This is a genomic window from Chitinophaga sp. (genome assembly GCF_036569125.1).
Taxonomy (GTDB): Bacteria; Bacteroidota; Bacteroidia; order Chitinophagales; family Chitinophagaceae; genus Chitinophaga.
Genome location: NZ_DATCRF010000061.1, coordinates 1 through 17,163 on the forward strand (window position 1 = coordinate 1; position 17,163 = coordinate 17,163).

A 17,163-nucleotide genomic window follows, 5' to 3' on the forward strand; every position below is an offset into this window, starting at 1 on the left:
AGGAAACCAATGTCGAACTGGTTAGGAATGCGGTAATTGGTGCTATCCCCGTTATAATAGGCCTGCTTGGCGAATTTAATACCTTCCGCCACGCTCAGGGGGCGGGCAAAATCCGGCTGGGCGGCCACCAGCTGCGTCAGCTCATCCAGCTTGTTCAGCGTTTGCAGCCCTATTACGCCGTTCTTCTTTTTGGTATCTACGGTAATTTCCAGCGGCATAACTCCGCGGAAATTCTGCTCAAAGAATTTGAGGTCGGTATATAAACGGTCGCTCTTGGGAATATCATCCAGCATGTAAGCTTCCGGCCGCAGGCGCAGCATGCCCAATACCGCCATTACCACCATTACCAGGGTCACCAGGTACACCCAGGGGCGGTATTTGAACACCAGGGTATTTAACAGGTTCAGCACCGCTTTAAAGGAGCGGTTCTCCAGGTAGCTGGTATGCTTGGTTTTAGGCGGCGGTAAATAGCTGAGTACTGCCGGCAGGAAAATAAAGGAGATCAGGAAAATGAACATAATGTTCGATCCTGCTACCACGCCAAACTCTTTCAGCAGCGGGCTTTTGGTAAAGTAAAACACGCCAAAGCCAATAGCCGCCGTGATGTTGGTGAATAAGGTCACAATACCCATGCGCTGGATCATGCGCACCAGGGCCTCTGTTTTATTATTATTCTTCGCGTACTCCGTATGGTACTTATTCAAAAAGTACACACAGTTAGGAATCCCAATTACCACGATCAAAGGCGGGATCAGGGCCGTTAGCAGCGTGATCTTATAACCGCATAATTCAATGGTAGCTACCGACCATATTACGCCAATAGCCACTACTATCATGGACATTACCACTGCGCTGAAAGAGCGGAAGAACACCAGTAATATCAGCGCCGTAAGTATAAAGGAAAGCTTCAGGAACAGCCGCATTTCATCGGCCACCTTGGTGGCCATAATGGTGCGGATAAGCGGTAAGCCGCTCAGGCGTACCTGCGTGTTATGCTTTTTGCCAAATTCATCGGCTGTTTTCATGATCTCACTTACCACGCCTATACGTTTGGCGGAGTTCATCACATCCTTATTAATGCGGATGGCCATCAGGTAAGCATGCGTATCGGGATTATATAACAGCCCCTGGTAAAAAGGCAAGGACCGGAACACGTTTGAAAGGCTATCCATATCAGCGGCATCCACATGATCCGGGAAGGCCTGTACCACCATGAGCTTGTGCGTACTGTCGTTCTTCACCAGGTTAACGGCAGCGGGTACACTTAGTATGTTCTCCACTGCAGTAACTTTTTTAATATCCCTGTTCAGCTGTAAATAATCATTAAAGAACTGCGGTGTAAAAAAGTCTTTGTTCTGCACGCCCAACACCATCATGTTGCCATCTTCGCCAAACTGCTCATGAAAATGCTGGTATGTAATAAATTCAGGATTATCCCTTGGTATGGCGCTGCCGTATTCATAGGATAGCTGTACTTTGCTGGCATAATACGCCATAACTGCGGTGCCGGCAAATAATAATAACAATAAAGGTAAGCGGAACTTTAACACCCAACCTGCTAAGCGTTGCCACATAAGGAATTTTTCATTTTTGTAAATGGCGTAAAGGTAAATAAATAATTTACTAATTTGTTGGTGTGACCGTGTTGCAAATTGGCTAATGATAACGTCATCAGGCTTACATTTGCACATTCGCACATTTGCAAATCCGCACATTATAATGCGCCCTGTTCTTTTACTCATTCTCTTATTGCTATGCCTGCACCCTTGCCAGGCACAACCCGTGCCCATAGGGCATTGGCGGGAACATTTGCCCTATATGCAGGCGCATATGGTGGTAAGCGGTACTGATAAGGTATTTTGCGCCACCCCTTATAACCTGTTTTCCGTAAGCGCTGAAGATCATGACATTACCCGCTATACTAAACTAAATGGCCTGCACGATGCGGGGATCAGCGCCCTCGGCGCCAATGAGGACCTGGTGATCATTGCTTATCAAAATGGGAATGTGGACCTGCTGCAGCATGAGCAGATCTTTAACATCCCCGACATTTTGCGTAAGAACATACAGGGCGATAAAACCATTCACCGTGTTTTCTTTAACAAAGGCCTGGCCTGGTTATGTACCGGCTTTGGAATAGTGCTGGTAAACACCGCTAAACAGGAAATTGCAGATACCTACATTATTGGCGACAACGGCGCTTACACCGCTATCTATGCCGTAGCCACAGACGGTACCTATTTTTACGCGGCTACTGCCGGCGGCATTAAACGCGCGCCGGTTAGCGGCAGCAATTTAGCCAATTACCGGAACTGGGAGCCGCTGATGCAGGGCCTGCGCAGCACAGCCGTGCAGGAAATAGTGTACCTGCAAAACCGCCTTATTTGCCGGCAGGGCGACAGCCTTTTCCAATGGCAGCAAAACACCTGGGCGCCCTGGTATACCGACGGATGGCAGCTGAAGAACCTGAGCCTGAACGGCAGCCAGCTGCTGCTCTGCGAATTACAGCCCGCCACCCAGGCTGCCCGCGTACTAAGCCTGGATGGCAATGCCGCCATTACCGCTACCTTACAAAATGAGCTGATCAAAACGCCGGCACAGGCTACTGCGCTGGGTACAGATATATGGATTGCAGATGCCCAAAACGGGCTGCTGCTCTATGATGGTAATGCTTTTACCCGCCTTACGCCCAATGCGCCCGCAGCCATTGCCGGCGGTAACCTGCTATTCATTAACAACAGCCTGTGGGCCACTGCCGGCGCGGTAAGCAGCAGCTGGGCCGCTACGGGTAATCGTAACGGTTATTTTGTATTTGAAAATGAGGAATGGCATAATTATAATTACAGCACACAGCCTTACCTGGCCGGCCTTACGGATCTGCTGCCCATTGCGGCCGATGCTGCCGGCAACCGTTACATAGGCTCCTTTGGCAAAGGCCTGCTGGCGCTGGATGCCGCCGGCAGCCATTCCATCATCCAACAACCTACCCTGCCCGGCGCACTGGACGATCCGCTGGCCTGCCGCGTTAGCGGGCTGGCAACGGACCTGAACGGCAACCTTTGGCTAAGTGTTTACGGCGCGTATAATGATGTGCTGGTAAAAAAACCGGATAATACCTGGAGTAGCTTCCGCATTCCCTATGCGCATACCGCCAATGCGGTAAGTGATATATTGATCGATGATTACGACCAGAAGTGGATCATTTCCCCGCAGGAGAACGGGCTGTTTGTATTTAACCACGGCAGCGACCTGGCAAATACGGCAGATGACCACTGGATGTTTTACCGCAGCGGTGCGGCGCAGGGCAACCTGCCCACGAATGATGTACGCTGCCTGGCAAAAGATAAGGATGGCTGGATCTGGGTAGGCACCTCGCAGGGCATTGCCATTTTCCCCTGCGCACAAAATGTATTCAGCACCGGCTGCAGCGCTTACCTGCCCATTGTGCAGCAGGATAATTTTGCCGGCTACCTGTTCCGCGATGAGCAGGTGAACGCCATTGCTGTTGATGGCGCTAACCAGAAGTGGGTAGCCACGCAGAACGGCGTATGGCTGATTAACCCTACCGGCGAAAAAATACTCCTGCATTTTAGTACAGATAACAGTCCCCTGCCGGATAATGCCGTGAATAAAATTGCTATTAACCCTGGTACCGGCGAAGTGTTTTTTGCCACCCGCTTAGGCCTGGTATCTTACCGGGCCAATGCTACAGAAGGCGCGCCCGGTATGCAAAAAGATAGTGTGCTGGTATTTCCTAATCCCGTGCCCAGCCAGTACAGCGGCACCATTGCCATTCGGGGACTGGTACAAAATGCGCGGGTAAAGATCACAGACATCAGCGGCAGGCTGGTATTTGAAACCCGCGCCCAGGGCGGGCAGGCAGTATGGAATGGGCAGGACTACACCGGCCACCGCCCGCAAAGCGGTATTTACCTGGTATTTGCAACAGACGATAACAGTGTTGAGCACCTGGTAACGAAGATTGCGTTTATAAACTAGCGGTTAGCTTTTAGCCTTTAGCGGTTAGCGGTTAGCTATGTATATTTATGTTAAATTTAGCGCTATGTGGCCCGCAGCTAAAAGCTAACGGCTAACAGCTAATAGCTTAAAAAATGTTACACAAAACACGCGGCATAGTATTAAGAGTAGTGAAGTATGGTGATACCAGCGTGATCGCAAATATTTTCACAGAGCTTTTCGGCATTCAATCCTATATGGTGAATGGCGTGCGCAGCTCCAAACCCCGGGCAGCCAAAGGTAACCTGCTGCAGCCCGGTAATATACTGGAGCTGGTGGTATACCACCAGGAGCAAAAGAACCTGCAGCGCATTTCAGAATTTAAATCCGGCTACATTTATACCGCCCTGCATTTTAACGTGGTAAAGAACACGGTGGCACTGTACATAATAGAGCTGCTGCAGCGCTGCCTTAAACAACCGGAACAACAGCTGGAGCTTTATTATTTGGCAGAACATACTTTGCAGCTGTTAGATAGCAGCGAGCCGCCTGTTGCGGCTAACCTGCCATTATTTTTTACGCTGAAGCTGGCGGAAATGCTGGGGTTCCGGCTCAATGGCCGCTGTACGGAGTATACACCTTACCTGGATCTGCAGGAAGGCACGTTTGTAGATCTGCCCCCGCACCACATTAACCACCTGGATCATGCCAGCAGTGAGCTTACCGACATGCTGTTCCACTGCCAGGAGCTGCAGGCGCTGGGCGCCATCGCCATGACCAAGGAACGGAGAAGAAAGCTATTATATTCCTACCTGGATTTTTTAAAGCTGCACATGCCTGATTTTACAGAGCTGCATTCGCCTTCTATACTGCACGAGATCCTGGAGGCATGAGAAAAGCTGTTAGGTGTTAGCTTTTGGCTCTTAGCTGTATTGCGCTATATAAGTAACCCATACAAACAACACTTAACAACAAAAATCAGGCACTAAAAGCTAACAGCTAAAGGCTAATAGCTATTTCTCATCTCTCGTATTTCTTCAGCGCTGTTGTTTCCCCGTCAAACACGGCGTAGGTAAAGTAGTTGATCCAGTCGCCCAGGTTAATATAGCGGCTGTTGGGGCCTACTTTCAGGTCCAGCGGCAGGTGGCGGTGCCCGTAAATGAAGTAATCGAAATGCTCTTTTTGTAAGATCTCTTTGCTGTAAATGGCCAGCCATTCATTTTCCTCGCCTAAGAATTTTTCCAGCTCTCCACCGGTAGCAGCGCGGCTTTTACGGCTAAAGTAATTGGCCAGCCCAATACCCCAGGAAGGGTGCAGCACGGAAAACAACCAGCGGCATACGGGGTTACGGAATACTTTTTTCAGGAACTTATAACCATGGTCGCCAGGGCCTAAGCCATCGCCATGGCCAATATAAAAACGTTTACTGCCTAAAGTATAGGTTTGCGGCTCAAAATAAACGGGAATGTTCAGCTCATCTTCAAAATAACCATCCATCCACATATCATGGTTACCAATGAATACGGAAATACCAATGCCTTTATCAGATAATTCTGCCAGCTTGCCTAACAGCCGTGTGTATCCTTTAGGGATCACCTGCTTATATTCAAACCAGAAATCAAACAGGTCGCCTACTAAAAAAATATGCTGCGCATCTTCTGCTATTTCATCCAGCCATTTTACAATGATCCGCTCCCGTTCCCGGCTGGCAGCCATATCCGGCGCTCCCAGGTGAAAGTCCGATGCGAAGTAGATCTTTTTATTAATTGGCAGCAATATGTGATGCACGAAAAATTAATAATTAATAGTTAATAATTAATAATCAATGGATGAAGTTGTTCAGGTTATATCAGGTAGCGCAATACCACCGGATTATGAATAGTGAATGATCAATAATCAGTAGCTGAAGTTCGCAAGTTATATTTTATGCAGTACATGCCGCCGGAATTATTAGTTATTAATTCTTCATTATTAATTAACGCATGTTGGCGTTTTGATACTCCTCCTGAATGTTGGTAACATCAATCTTCACCGGGTCGTCAAAACCATTGAATAAAAATACTTCCCAGGCATACTTGGATTTGTTCAGGTCAATGGAAAATATTTCGCCATTGTGTTTTACAAAGTTCAGCTTATACTGGCTGGTAGGTATGATCTTTACCTTCTGTTGGGTGATGAACTGCCTGGCCTCGTTCATGTACTGCTGGTTGGTGGCAGCAATACCATCAAAATCCTTCGCGCCAAAATCGTTCTTCAGCTGGCGCTGCTTACCCGGGCCGGGCGTATAAAATACGGCGCAGCGTTCTTTGATTTCCAGCATGCCCGTTTCGCTGCTGTCTGCGCCGCCCCCTGTATTACACGAAAACAGGGAAAAAAGGATGGCTGCCGCAATGAGGACCTTCGTCATAGATCGATAATATGCTTAACAGAACAGCGCCCCGATAAGCTATCAGGACGCTGTTGTATGATTACTTAAATATGTTCTATCCTATTCATCCACCAGGAACACATATACTTCCTTGGGGCCATGTACCCCTACTACCAGTGTTTTTTCAATATCTGCCGTACGGCTGGGACCTGTTGCAAAGGAAATGGCCGAAGGCAGCTCCCCGTTATAACGATCCTTTAAGCGGTTAATGGCATCTTTCAGGTCAAACACCAGCTGGTGCGTATAAGCTATTACCAGGTGTACCGGCGTATATACCGGCAATGCCCGGCCTGATGGCTGTGCCGCGCTCAGCACCATGGTACCGGTGCGGGCTATTAAATATTCACAGTCGGTAATGGCTGCTTCGGCGCTATGCATATCGCCCTTATTAATAAAGGGCAGCTGCCCCAGCTTAAAGGCTTTTAGTAACGCCGGCGTTTGGCAATATACCTGGCTCCACTCTTTATGTTCGGCCAGCGCCTGCAGGTTCTCTACCAGCTCCTGTTTGCTGGTGCAGTAAATAAACTTACCCTGCAAACGGGCAAATTCCTCTGCAAACTTCAGCTCCAGCCCTTCGTTCTCCGTTTTAAAAACGGAATTGTTGCCTTCCGAATTAGGGAAAGGCAACTGTACCGATTGACTTAATGCATTCCGTACCCGTTTAAGAATATTCTCTTTAGCAGGGGAGATCTTCATATCCCATTACGCATTAACAGGTGTGGGAGAAGGGTTGATGATATCTGCAGGATGTACTCCGTCTGTAGTCATACCTTCTTTGTTGATGATATGCTCTTTATGCGTATCATAAGGGCGTTTACCGATCAGCCTTTCCAGGTCTGCCTGGTATAACACCTCTTTCTTCAACAGCTCCTGCGCCAGCACTTTCACATTTTCCAGGCGCTCTGTAAGCAGGGCTTTGGTTCTTTGATATGCTTTATCTATCAGCTGACGTACTTCTTCGTCGATCATTTTAGCCGTTTCCTCAGAGTAAGGCTTGGTGAAAGCCTGGTCGCTGTTAGGATCGTAGAAGGAAACATTACCCACCTTATCGTTCATACCGTACACGGTTACCATTGCATAGGCCATGCGGGTAATTACCTGCAGGTCATTCTGCGCACCGGTAGATACTTTGCCGAAAACAATGTCTTCCACTGCACGGCCGCCCAGGGTCATGCAAATATCGTCCATCAGCTGTTCGGTATTGTACAGGTACTGTTCTTTAGGCAGGTATTGCGCATAACCCAGCGCAGCTACACCACGCGGTACAATGGTAACTTTTACCAGCGGGTTGGCATGCTCCAGGTACCAGCCGCAAATAGCGTGGCCGGCTTCGTGGTAGGCAATTACTTCTTTTTCTTCCGGGGAAATGATCTTGTTCTTCTTCTCCAAACCACCTATTACACGGTCTACTGCATCGTTAAAGTCCTCCATTTCCACTTCGTTCTTGCCTTTACGGGCAGCTATCAAAGCAGCCTCGTTACATACGTTGGCAATATCGGCGCCGGCAAACCCGGGGGTTTGTGCGGCTAACCTTCTGATATCTAAGTTGGGAGATTTCTTGATGGGTTTCAGGTGCACCTCAAAAATGGCTTCGCGGCCTACCAGGTCCGGTTTGTCGATGGAGATCTGGCGGTCAAAACGGCCGGGGCGCAGCAGGGCGCTGTCCAGCACATCCGGGCGGTTGGTAGCTGCCAGGATAATGATGCCGCTGTCTGTACCAAAACCATCCATTTCCACCAGCAGCTGGTTCAGGGTGTTCTCACGCTCATCATTGCTCATCATCACGTTCTTACCCCTTGCGCGGCCAATGGCATCAATTTCATCGATGAAAATGATACAGGGTGCTTTTTCACGGGCCTGTTTAAACAGGTCGCGTACACGGCTGGCGCCTACCCCTACGAACAGCTCCACAAAGTCGGAACCTGACATAGAGAAGAAAGGCACCTGCGCCTCACCTGCCATGGCTTTTGCCAGCAGGGTTTTACCGGTGCCCGGAGGGCCTACCAGTAAGGCGCCCTTGGGTATTTTACCACCCAGGGATGTATATTTTTTAGGCTGCTTCAGGAAGTCTACGATCTCCATCACCTCTACCTTTGCCTCATCCAGTCCTGCCACATCATTGAAGGTGATATTTACGCGGGTACCTTTATCGAACAGGGTAGCTTTGGATTTACCGATGTTGAAGATACCGCCGGGGCCACCGCTGCTGCCTGCAGGGCCGCCCATTTTACGCATCAGCAATATCCACAGGCCAATGATCAGGATAATGGGTAACAGCAGCTGGAACACCGGTTCAAACCAGCTTTGCCGGTCCACGTAATACACGTTTACACGGTCTTCTGTTTTCACGGCTGTTTGCGCTTTATCCAGGTCAGCTTTAAAGCTTTCCTCGCTGCCTATGCTAAACTGAAAATGCGGGCCGGGATTGGATGCTCCAAAACGGCCTTTTGCTACTTTTTCGTATTTGGGTTCGTTCAGCTTTTCTTTCTTGATGTATACCTCTACATACTTCTTGTTCACTACAACCAGCTTGTCTACATCTCCAGGCTGTAAATAATCCAGCTGGAACTGCTGAAAGCTGATCTCTTGCGGCTGTGAACGAAAATCGAGGAAGTTCATAGCCAGCAGGGCTATGCCAATAAAGGCATATACCCAGTATATATTGAACTTGGGTCCTTTCTTAGGCGATTTGTCCGAACCTTTCATAAAATTGTTGCCTCTTTCCATAATAATCTAGTCGCTCCTTAACGGATGTTTATTGCAATGTATCTCGTATTTTTTTTATCGTCAACTATTATTTCTTAATAGTTAACTTTTCGACAGGACTTTAGTCCAATACATTTCCATTTTAATCGAGGTGTTCCAGCCTCTCCGCGTCGCTCCACATTTCTTCCAGGTTATAGAACTTGCGGGTTTCCGGCTGAAAAACGTGCACCACCACATTCACATAATCTACCAGGATCCATTGCTGTGCAGTAAACCCTTCGTGTTTATAAGGTTGCTCAGCGGTTGCCAGCTGTACCTGCTCTTCCACAAAGTCTGCAATCGCCCTTACCTGTGTGTTGGAATTTGCTTCGCATATGATAAAGAAATCGGCCACAGCTTCCGGGATCTGGCGAAGGTCCAGAGATACTACATTCTCCCCCTTTTTATCCTGTATGGCCTTAATGATGGTGGTAAAAATCTCACTGTCTCTGCTCAAGCGCGTTGGCGCTTTTTTTCTCGTACTCAGAACGGTTAAGGGTGCCAATAAATTCTTGTTTTTGTTAAAAATAAACTTTAATTATCAAAATTACTAAAGAAGCGGGAAATTCACGCTTATTAAGTAACCCGCCGGCCCTGTCCAAATGTTAAGAAAACAATAAAATGCACTACTTTTCGGCCGTTATTGTTTTATTCCTGAGAAATCAGCCGGAACCTTGCGTTGTGCCTTGTTTTGCTGAAAATATTCAAATAAGAATTTTCCCGTGATTGGACAGCCATTTTACATTTTAGACAGAATAGACAGCACCAATAACTATGCCATGGAGCAGGTAAATACAGGGCAGATAACGCCTGGTACAGCCTGGTTTGCCATGGAGCAAACTGCCGGAAAAGGACAGCGTGGCAAACAATGGCTATCGCCTCCGGGAGAGAATATAATGCTTACCCTGGCCCTGCAACCCAATGGGCTGCCGCTTTCCAGGCAGTTTATGCTAAGCGTGGCAGTGGCCCTGGGCGCGGCAGATTTCTTTGCTAAATACGCCGGTGATGAAACAGGTATTAAATGGAGCAATGATATTTACTGGCGTGACAGAAAGGCAGGAGGCATACTCATCGAAAATGTGCTGCGTGGCAATACATGGCAATATGCCATAACAGGCATGGGTATTAACATTAACCAAACTAAATTCCCCGAGCATTTACCCAACCCGGTATCCCTGCGGCAAATAACCGGCAAAAGCTGGGATGCCGTAGCGCTGGCAAAGGAGCTGTGCGCCTGCCTGGAGCCCTGGTTAAAACAGCTGCACCCGGCCCACTACAATGAGCTGCTGGCAACTTACAAAAGCCGCCTGTTCCGCCTCAATGAACCTGGTTTATACCGCATAAGGGAAGAGTATTTTAATGCTAAAATTCCGCGGGATGGTATGCAGGCCTTAGATCCTGTAAAGGATGAGTATTTCCAGGGCATAATCCGCGATGTGCTGCCTGATGGTAAGCTATGCCTGGAAAAAGACGGCGCACTGCTGCAGTTTGATTTTGGCGACGTGGAGTTTGTGATTGCGAAATAGTCCATGGTCGATGGTCCATGGCGTTTTGCGGAGTGGAGTAGGACTTGTTAATGGCTGCTCCATTCGGGTGCTATTGGTATGCTTCCCTCCTAAAACAGCCCTTTTATTCGTATGCAACCCTAGTGACATTCTACCCCCCTACATAAAACCCTACCCGTTTTACCACCCGGTTTATTCCTGTAAGGTTTAACCCAAAACCCCGACCCGAATAGCGCACGGGTTGCAGCCGAATAGCAGCCGAATTGCAGCCGAATTGCAGCCGAGTGAGGCTGTATCAAAAGTAGGATGCAGCCTCTTTTTACTCGGGTACCTGATGGAGGTAGATCGTCGTTTAAGCGATTCTCAGGCCCTTCTTTTATTTTTGATACAGCCTCGTATTAATAGCTCCTGTACTTTTTCACCGCTGCCTGCCGCCATTCCCAAAACTTCGCTGACAGCTCCGGCGAAACACCTTTCAGCAAAAACACGCCTGTACCATATTCGCGGGCAAAAGGGTTTTGCACCCTACCCACCTCAATGATCTCTTTGGATACCTGGTGCGCACGCTCATCCGGCTCATCATCCAGCAGCACAATACAGCGGATGGTATCCATATGCGGGAACCAGAAAACATAATCTGCACTAAAAGCGCATGCCAGCGGTATGCGGCCCCGGTTGTAATAATTCAAAGCGCCGGCCTGCCCGTAATTGCCGCACATGATCAGCGTGTAGGGTTTATCACTGTCCGGCACCTGTGCATAAGCCTTGCGGGAAAGGGCCGCCATCTCCTGCCAGCCCAGCATATCTGCAAAATCCTGGGGCAGGGCATGGTTCTTACCATCTTCCCAGCGCAGCAAACCTGCGGCCTGGAACTTGGCTGCCTTTTGCTGGATGGTGGCCGGTTTCAGCACCGGGAACGCAATGTTAAGAATGTACAGGAAAGGTACTATCACCAGCAACACCCAAACTGCCCGCAGGTATTTAAGCCATTTAGCCCTGAACAGCAGCTCCCAGTACACCGCGCCAAAGGCCAGCAGTACGGGATATAAGCCCAGCGCATAATAATCCTTGGCCCGCAGGTAGGTGAACAGCAGCATCACAAACAGGTACGTAAGCGCCACAAACCGGTAAGGACTGAAAGCCCGGTAAAACAGCAGGCCCAGTAAGCCCGCTACAAACAGGAAAGCGCCTGTAAAAAAGAAAATGAACTGCGTTTTTATGAAATCCATGCGGTGCACATTCACCAGCTGCGTTTCCGAAAGCTCCTTCATGTGGTGCAGCACCGGCATGCCGCTGCGTATTTGCCAGATGATGTTGGGCAAAGCTATCAGCAGCGCAATACCGGCGCTTATATACAGGTATTTGTTCAGAAATATTTTGCGCTGTGGCGATAATAAGAGTGCAGGCACTAAGCCCACCACTAAAAAAAGAATGTTGTACTTATTCAGGAAACCTATGCCCATGGCCACTCCCAGCCACAACAGGTAAGCATGTTTTTCCGTTTGCCGGTAACAAACCAGCAGGTAAAAGATCCAGGTCCAGCAAAGCACATCAAAGGAGTTAGGCTGGTACAGCATATTTAACCGTAAAAAAGCGGAGAAAATAAATACGGTAGCCCCCAGTACCTGCGCATACCAGCCCCCTTCCAGCAGCGCCACCAGCCGCCATATAAGCAGCAGTGTAAGCGCGCCATACAGGGCCGGAAAGAATTTTATCCAAAACACCGAATTACCCAGCCATTTAATGAGCAGCGATGTAAAGGCCGTGAAAGGCGGTACGGATAAATAACCCGCCGTTAAATGATTAGCCATATCCAGGTGCAGGTACTCATCCCGGTGCAGCTCATACACAGGGTTGATAATGCAGTAATGCAATACCATTTTCAGCACCATAAAACCAGCTAATAAATAAAGCGGCGTTCGGCGGTTTGCAAGGGTTGTGTTCATAAACGCAATGAATAACAGGTGGTACCCAATATAATCACAATAACCCGTTTTTACCTGCATGCCATGCAGGGAGCTGTAAAAAAGCAGTGTATATCAAGACGGAAATGTTGATGATTCATCATGCAGGGAGCTGAAATAAGCAGCATGTAACATGGAAAGTTGCATGAATAAAAAAAACGTCCCGGCGGAGTATGCCCGGGACGCTTTTTCCAGGTAAGATTAACCTTGTTTAAAACAAGATTTTGGTTGATAACGGTAAATCAATTTGTGAATTCTTTGTTAAATAATCAAAAATAAAATTGCAACGCTATTTCAAATCCTGCTGTACATGCTTCCGTATAAATCCTGATATGAAACATAAACATCCTATCTAAAAACATAGTAGCCACCTGGCCCGAAAATCATTTCTGTCATTTTTCATATGCTTAACTTTGGTATATGCCTGCACAAAAAAATACAACGATCTATAAAACAGAAAAGCTGGAAAATTTTCGCGGCGATATGCTGATGCAGTATCCAAATGCGCCCCTCATACCTGAGCGGGGCAATGTAGTGATACACTCCCGCCATGATATGCCCTGCAAAACACATTGCGCCTCGAACCGGCGCGATTATTACAAGATAACACTGGTAACGGCAGGCAGCGGCCGTTTAATGCTGGGCGCAAAGCAGTATGTTATTAACAGCCCGGTGCTCATCTTCACTAATCCAATAGAAACCAAGATCTGGGAAACGGATACAGCGCAGGAAGGCTACAATTGTTTATTCACACAGCAGCTGTTTGAAAAACACCGTCATTACCGGGATGAGGTGACCCGCCACCCGCTGTTCCAGGTAGGTGCAGATGCTGTGCTGCCTTTAACCGATGCACAGGTAAATACCCTGCAAACTATTTTCCAGCAGCTGATGCGGGAGTATAATGATACCGCTGCCTACCGGGAAGAAGCGATCCTGATATACCTGCAGCTATTATTGCTGGAAGCAAAACGTATAGGCATGCAGGCGAGTGACACGCATATTCCCTTAAACGCCGGTCAAATGCTGGCGCAGCGCTTTACAGATATGCTGGAAAAACAATTCCCCATAGAAACACCGGCGCAGCAGCTTAGCATACGTGCTGCCCGTGAATATGCGCAATTGCTGAACGTACACCCCAACCACCTCAACGCTACTGTAAAGCAGGTTACGGGCCGTACCGTAAGCGAGCATATACGCCACCGCGTATTGCTGGAAGCAAAGCTGTTGCTGCTGCATACCGACTGGCACATTGCTGCCATTGCCTGGAGCCTGGGCTTTGAAGAGCCGGGCAACTTTACTCATTTCTTTAAAAGCCAGACCGGACAGTCGCCCCACCTGTTCCGCATCAGTTGATCATGGCCCTTTCTTTGCTGCCTGCAATAATTCCTTTGCATCCCACAATTTTGGAAAGGGGCGCCGTTATAATTTTATGATCTCAAAAATTTCAATGTTATGCAATACAGAATATTAGGAAGCACCGGACAGCAGGTATCCGCCATTGGCCTGGGTTGTATGGGTATGTCACATGCCTATGGCAATGCCGAAGAACGGAATGAGAGCGAATCTATAGCTACCCTGGAATATGCCCTGGAGCTGGGGGTGAACTTTTGGGATACAGCCGATTTTTACGGGCAGGGCGAGAATGAAACGCTGTTATCAAAAGTATTAGCTACCAAACGCAAACAAGTGTTCCTGGCCACTAAATTTGGCTTTAAGCTGGATAAGGATGGCAATACCATTTTCGACGGTTCGCCCGCTTATGTAAAGCAGGCCTGTGAAGCCAGCCTGCGGCGCCTGAAAACAGATGTAATAGACCTGTATTATGCACACCGCGTAGATCCGAATGTGCCGGTAGAGGAAACTGTTGGCGCCATGGCTAACCTTGTAAAGGAAGGCAAGGTGCGGTACCTGGGCCTGTCAGAAGCATCTGTAGCCTCTATCCGCAAGGCGCACGCTGTGCACCCTATTTCAGCATTGCAAAATGAATACTCCATCTGGACCCGTGAAGTGGAACAGGATATTTTAGCCACCACCCGGGAACTGGGGATCTCCCTCATTGCTTTTAGCCCTTTAGGCAGAGGGTTAAGCGCCGGCACTACTGACCTTTCCCAGCTGCCGGAAGGTGATTTCCGCCGCTCACTGCCCCGCTTCCAGGAAAAAGAGCTGCAGCAGAATATGCAATTGGTACAAAAGCTGGAAACATTAGCTAAGGAAAAGAACAGCACCACCGCACAGCTTTCACTGGCCTGGCTGCTGGCGCAGGGGCAGGACATTATTCCCATTCCCGGTACTAAACGCAGAAAATATCTACAGGAAAATGCGGCTGCAGCCGATATTACGCTTAGCCCATCTGAGCTGGAAGAGCTGCGCAGCATCCTGCAATCCACTGCCGTTGCAGGTGCACGGTATCCGGAGTATATGATGAAAATGGTGAACCATTAGAATTACGAATTATTCAATTACGAATTACGAATTGAGTACTGCGTGCAGGAGGTAGTGCATGGAATAGCAGGCAGCAAAGGGGTTAAATTGCCAATGCAGTAAGTTGCCAAAGATATAAGATTCAGGATGATTGAATTTCTACGAACAACACTCAAACCCGAACTACTTAATTCGTAATTGTATAATTCGTAATTACACCGCTTTATACCCCCAATCCTTCAGCCACTTCAGCACTTTATCTTTATAATCGCCCTGTATCAGTATTTGACCGTCTTTGGCGCTGCCGCCGGTGCCGCATTTGGTTTTCAGGTCTTTGCCCAGCTGCTCCAGGTCGGCAGGCGTACCAATAAAGCCATCTACCAGGGTTACCACTTTACCGGCGCGCTGTTTGGTATCCAGCTTCACTTTCAGCTTTTGCTGCGCAGGCGGCAGGGTGGCTTCTTCAGAAGGCTGGTCCGGCTCAAAAGAAAAATCCGGGTTGGTGGAATAAACGATCCCGCCGGGGTTATGCTTCTTCTTTGACATAGCGTTAAAATTAATTATTCAGTATAACCTGCAGCGCAGCTTTTACTACCTTAAACTGCACTTCTCCCTTACTGTTCAAAGGTACGGCATCTCCGTCTACCTGCAGGTAAGCCAGCTGCGGACTGCTTACGGTAATATTTTCCCCGGTGTGATGCTGCATATACTTTGTTTTGTGCACCGTGCCCAGCAGGGAATAAATACTCAAAGGCAGCAGTCCTAAAAAGCTTACGGGCGGCACAATACAAACATCCAGCAAACCGTCGAACACGCTGGCATTGGGAGCCAGCTTAAACTCATAGCCAAACTGGTTGCCATTGGCTACGCTCAGCAAAAATGCGGGCCGGTCAAGGGTTTTGCCGTCTATGTTAATGGTATAGTTGTCTCCTTTATATTCTCTGAAGGTTTTTATTACCAGCTTCGCATAGCCCTGCAAGCCGCGTTTCTTGGTATGGCGGAACTTATCGGCCACCACTGCATCAAAGCCTACACCGGCATTGCTCAGGAACAGGTGCTCATTGGCATAGCCGGCATCAATAGGGCCGCGTTTGTTCTGTACTATTACCTGCAGCGCCTTATGTACATTCAGCGGTATTTTTAAAGCCCGGGCCAGCCCGTTGCCGCTGCCCAGCGGTATTACCGCCAGCGCCGTGTGGCTGCCTATAAGGCCCTGTGCAATCTCGTTAATGGAACCATCGCCGCCCACGGCCACCACCGTATCCACGCCCTGCTGTACTGCTTCCTGCGCCAGGTGGGTACCATGCCCCAGGTACGCCAGGTGGGTTATGCTTACTGAAAATTCCGGCGCCGGCAGGTGTTGGTGTATCACATCTTCCAGGCGTTTTTCCCGGTCAGTACCTGCTTTACGGTTAATAATGAAAAGGATCTTTCTCAAATGTTATTTTTTACCAGTCAAAAACGTGTGCAAATGCACACTTACTCTACAGCTTTCAGGCTCAGATCCAGGCTAACGGCGTGGTGTATCACAGCGCCCACAGAAACAAAATCAACTCCTGTTTTCGCATAGGCTTCTACGTTAGCAAGGTTAATACCGCCGGAGGCTTCTGTTTCATAACGCCCCTGTATCAGGTCCAGCGCGGCCGGTATCTGCTCCGGGCTGAAATTGTCCAGCATAATACGGTGTATGCCGCCTACGGCCAGCACTTCCTTCACATCATCCAGGCTACGGGTTTCCACTTCTATCTGCAGGTTCAGCTTTTTCTCCTGCAGGTAGGCAATGGTCTTATTTACAGCAGCAGTGATACCGCCGGCAAAGTCAATGTGATTATCTTTCAGCATTACCATATCATACAGGCCCATGCGGTGGTTCACGCCACCGCCAATGCGCACGGCCTCTTTTTCCAGCAGGCGGAAGTTGGGGGTGGTTTTACGCGTATCCAGCAGGCGGGTATGGTAGCCCTGCAGCTTATCAACATACTGCCTGGTAAGAGTGGCAATACCGCTCATGCGCTGCATGCAGTTCAATACCAGGCGTTCGCCCATCAGCAGGGTATGTACGGCTGCTTCCACTTCAAAAGCGGTTTCGCCGGGCTGCATAGGGTCGCCATCCTTTTTATAGGGAGTAAAAACAGTGAACATA

15 protein-coding genes are annotated in these 17,163 nt (G+C 48.7%); 5 read left to right on the top strand and 10 right to left on the bottom strand.

Annotated features, from left to right (window positions below):
• The coding region (locus VIM87_RS02145; protein ID WP_331995376.1) for an efflux RND transporter permease subunit at positions 1–1,574 on the bottom strand (1,574 nt) is incomplete at its 3' end.
• Between the two features lie 145 nt (positions 1,575–1,719).
• Here VIM87_RS02145 and VIM87_RS02150 point away from each other — a divergent pair.
• Together VIM87_RS02150 and recO are read left to right on the top strand one after the other, a co-directional pair.
• Positions 1,720–3,999 carry a two-component regulator propeller domain-containing protein gene (locus tag VIM87_RS02150; RefSeq protein WP_331995377.1) on the top strand — a complete coding sequence of 760 codons (2,280 nt, stop codon included), beginning with the start codon at positions 1,720–1,722 and terminating at the stop codon, positions 3,997–3,999.
• 113 nt (positions 4,000–4,112) lie between these two features.
• Positions 4,113–4,850: a DNA repair protein RecO gene (gene recO, locus VIM87_RS02155; RefSeq protein WP_331995378.1), complete on the top strand. Its 738-nt coding sequence runs from the start codon at positions 4,113–4,115 to the stop codon at positions 4,848–4,850.
• Positions 4,851–4,977: 127 nt separating this feature from the next.
• Here the strand turns inward: recO and VIM87_RS02160 are convergent, their stop codons facing one another.
• From VIM87_RS02160 to rsfS, 5 genes are all read right to left on the bottom strand, one after another.
• Positions 4,978–5,745, bottom strand: a complete 768-nt coding sequence (locus VIM87_RS02160; RefSeq protein ID WP_331995379.1) for a UDP-2,3-diacylglucosamine diphosphatase — start codon at positions 5,743–5,745, stop codon at positions 4,978–4,980.
• A gap of 187 nt (positions 5,746–5,932) precedes the next feature.
• Positions 5,933–6,364 (bottom strand): hypothetical protein, encoded by a 432-nt coding sequence (locus VIM87_RS02165; RefSeq protein ID WP_331995380.1) that lies wholly within the window; start codon positions 6,362–6,364, stop codon positions 5,933–5,935.
• Between the two features lie 81 nt (positions 6,365–6,445).
• Positions 6,446–7,081, bottom strand: coding sequence for a lactate utilization protein (locus VIM87_RS02170; RefSeq protein WP_331995381.1), 636 nt, complete (start codon positions 7,079–7,081; stop codon positions 6,446–6,448).
• Positions 7,082–7,087: 6 nt separating this feature from the next.
• Entirely contained in the window at positions 7,088–9,091 is a 2,004-nt protein-coding gene (ftsH, locus tag VIM87_RS02175) for an ATP-dependent zinc metalloprotease FtsH (RefSeq protein WP_331995382.1), read from the bottom strand.
• Positions 9,092–9,233: 142 nt separating this feature from the next.
• Positions 9,234–9,587 (bottom strand): ribosome silencing factor, encoded by a 354-nt coding sequence (gene rsfS, locus VIM87_RS02180; RefSeq protein ID WP_238386474.1) that lies wholly within the window; start codon positions 9,585–9,587, stop codon positions 9,234–9,236.
• Positions 9,588–9,852: 265 nt separating this feature from the next.
• Here rsfS and VIM87_RS02185 point away from each other — a divergent pair, with 265 nt between their 5' ends.
• A complete protein-coding gene (locus tag VIM87_RS02185; RefSeq protein ID WP_331995383.1) occupies positions 9,853–10,656 on the top strand; it encodes a biotin--[acetyl-CoA-carboxylase] ligase in 804 nt (267 codons plus the stop codon).
• A 377-nt stretch (positions 10,657–11,033) separates the two neighbouring features.
• Here VIM87_RS02185 and VIM87_RS02190 read toward each other — a convergent pair whose 3' ends face one another.
• Positions 11,034–12,581: a glycosyltransferase family 39 protein gene (locus tag VIM87_RS02190; protein ID WP_331995384.1), complete on the bottom strand. Its 1,548-nt coding sequence runs from the start codon at positions 12,579–12,581 to the stop codon at positions 11,034–11,036.
• 438 nt (positions 12,582–13,019) lie between these two features.
• Here VIM87_RS02190 and VIM87_RS02195 point away from each other — a divergent pair, with 438 nt between their 5' ends.
• Together VIM87_RS02195 and VIM87_RS02200 are read left to right on the top strand one after the other, a co-directional pair.
• Positions 13,020–13,952 (top strand): helix-turn-helix transcriptional regulator, encoded by a 933-nt coding sequence (locus VIM87_RS02195; protein WP_331995385.1) that lies wholly within the window; start codon positions 13,020–13,022, stop codon positions 13,950–13,952.
• Positions 13,953–14,051: 99 nt separating this feature from the next.
• Positions 14,052–15,041, top strand: a complete 990-nt coding sequence (locus tag VIM87_RS02200; protein ID WP_331995386.1) for an aldo/keto reductase — start codon at positions 14,052–14,054, stop codon at positions 15,039–15,041.
• Positions 15,042–15,233: 192 nt separating this feature from the next.
• Here the strand turns inward: VIM87_RS02200 and VIM87_RS02205 are convergent, their stop codons facing one another.
• From VIM87_RS02205 to nadC, 3 genes are all read right to left on the bottom strand, one after another.
• Positions 15,234–15,566 (bottom strand): translation initiation factor, encoded by a 333-nt coding sequence (locus tag VIM87_RS02205; RefSeq protein ID WP_089906671.1) that lies wholly within the window; start codon positions 15,564–15,566, stop codon positions 15,234–15,236.
• Positions 15,567–15,576: 10 nt separating this feature from the next.
• Positions 15,577–16,458: a diacylglycerol kinase family protein gene (locus VIM87_RS02210; RefSeq protein WP_331995387.1), complete on the bottom strand. Its 882-nt coding sequence runs from the start codon at positions 16,456–16,458 to the stop codon at positions 15,577–15,579.
• 41 nt (positions 16,459–16,499) lie between these two features.
• Positions 16,500–17,163 (bottom strand): carboxylating nicotinate-nucleotide diphosphorylase (gene nadC / locus VIM87_RS02215; protein WP_331995388.1); only part of this gene is annotated, 664 nt, incomplete at its 5' end.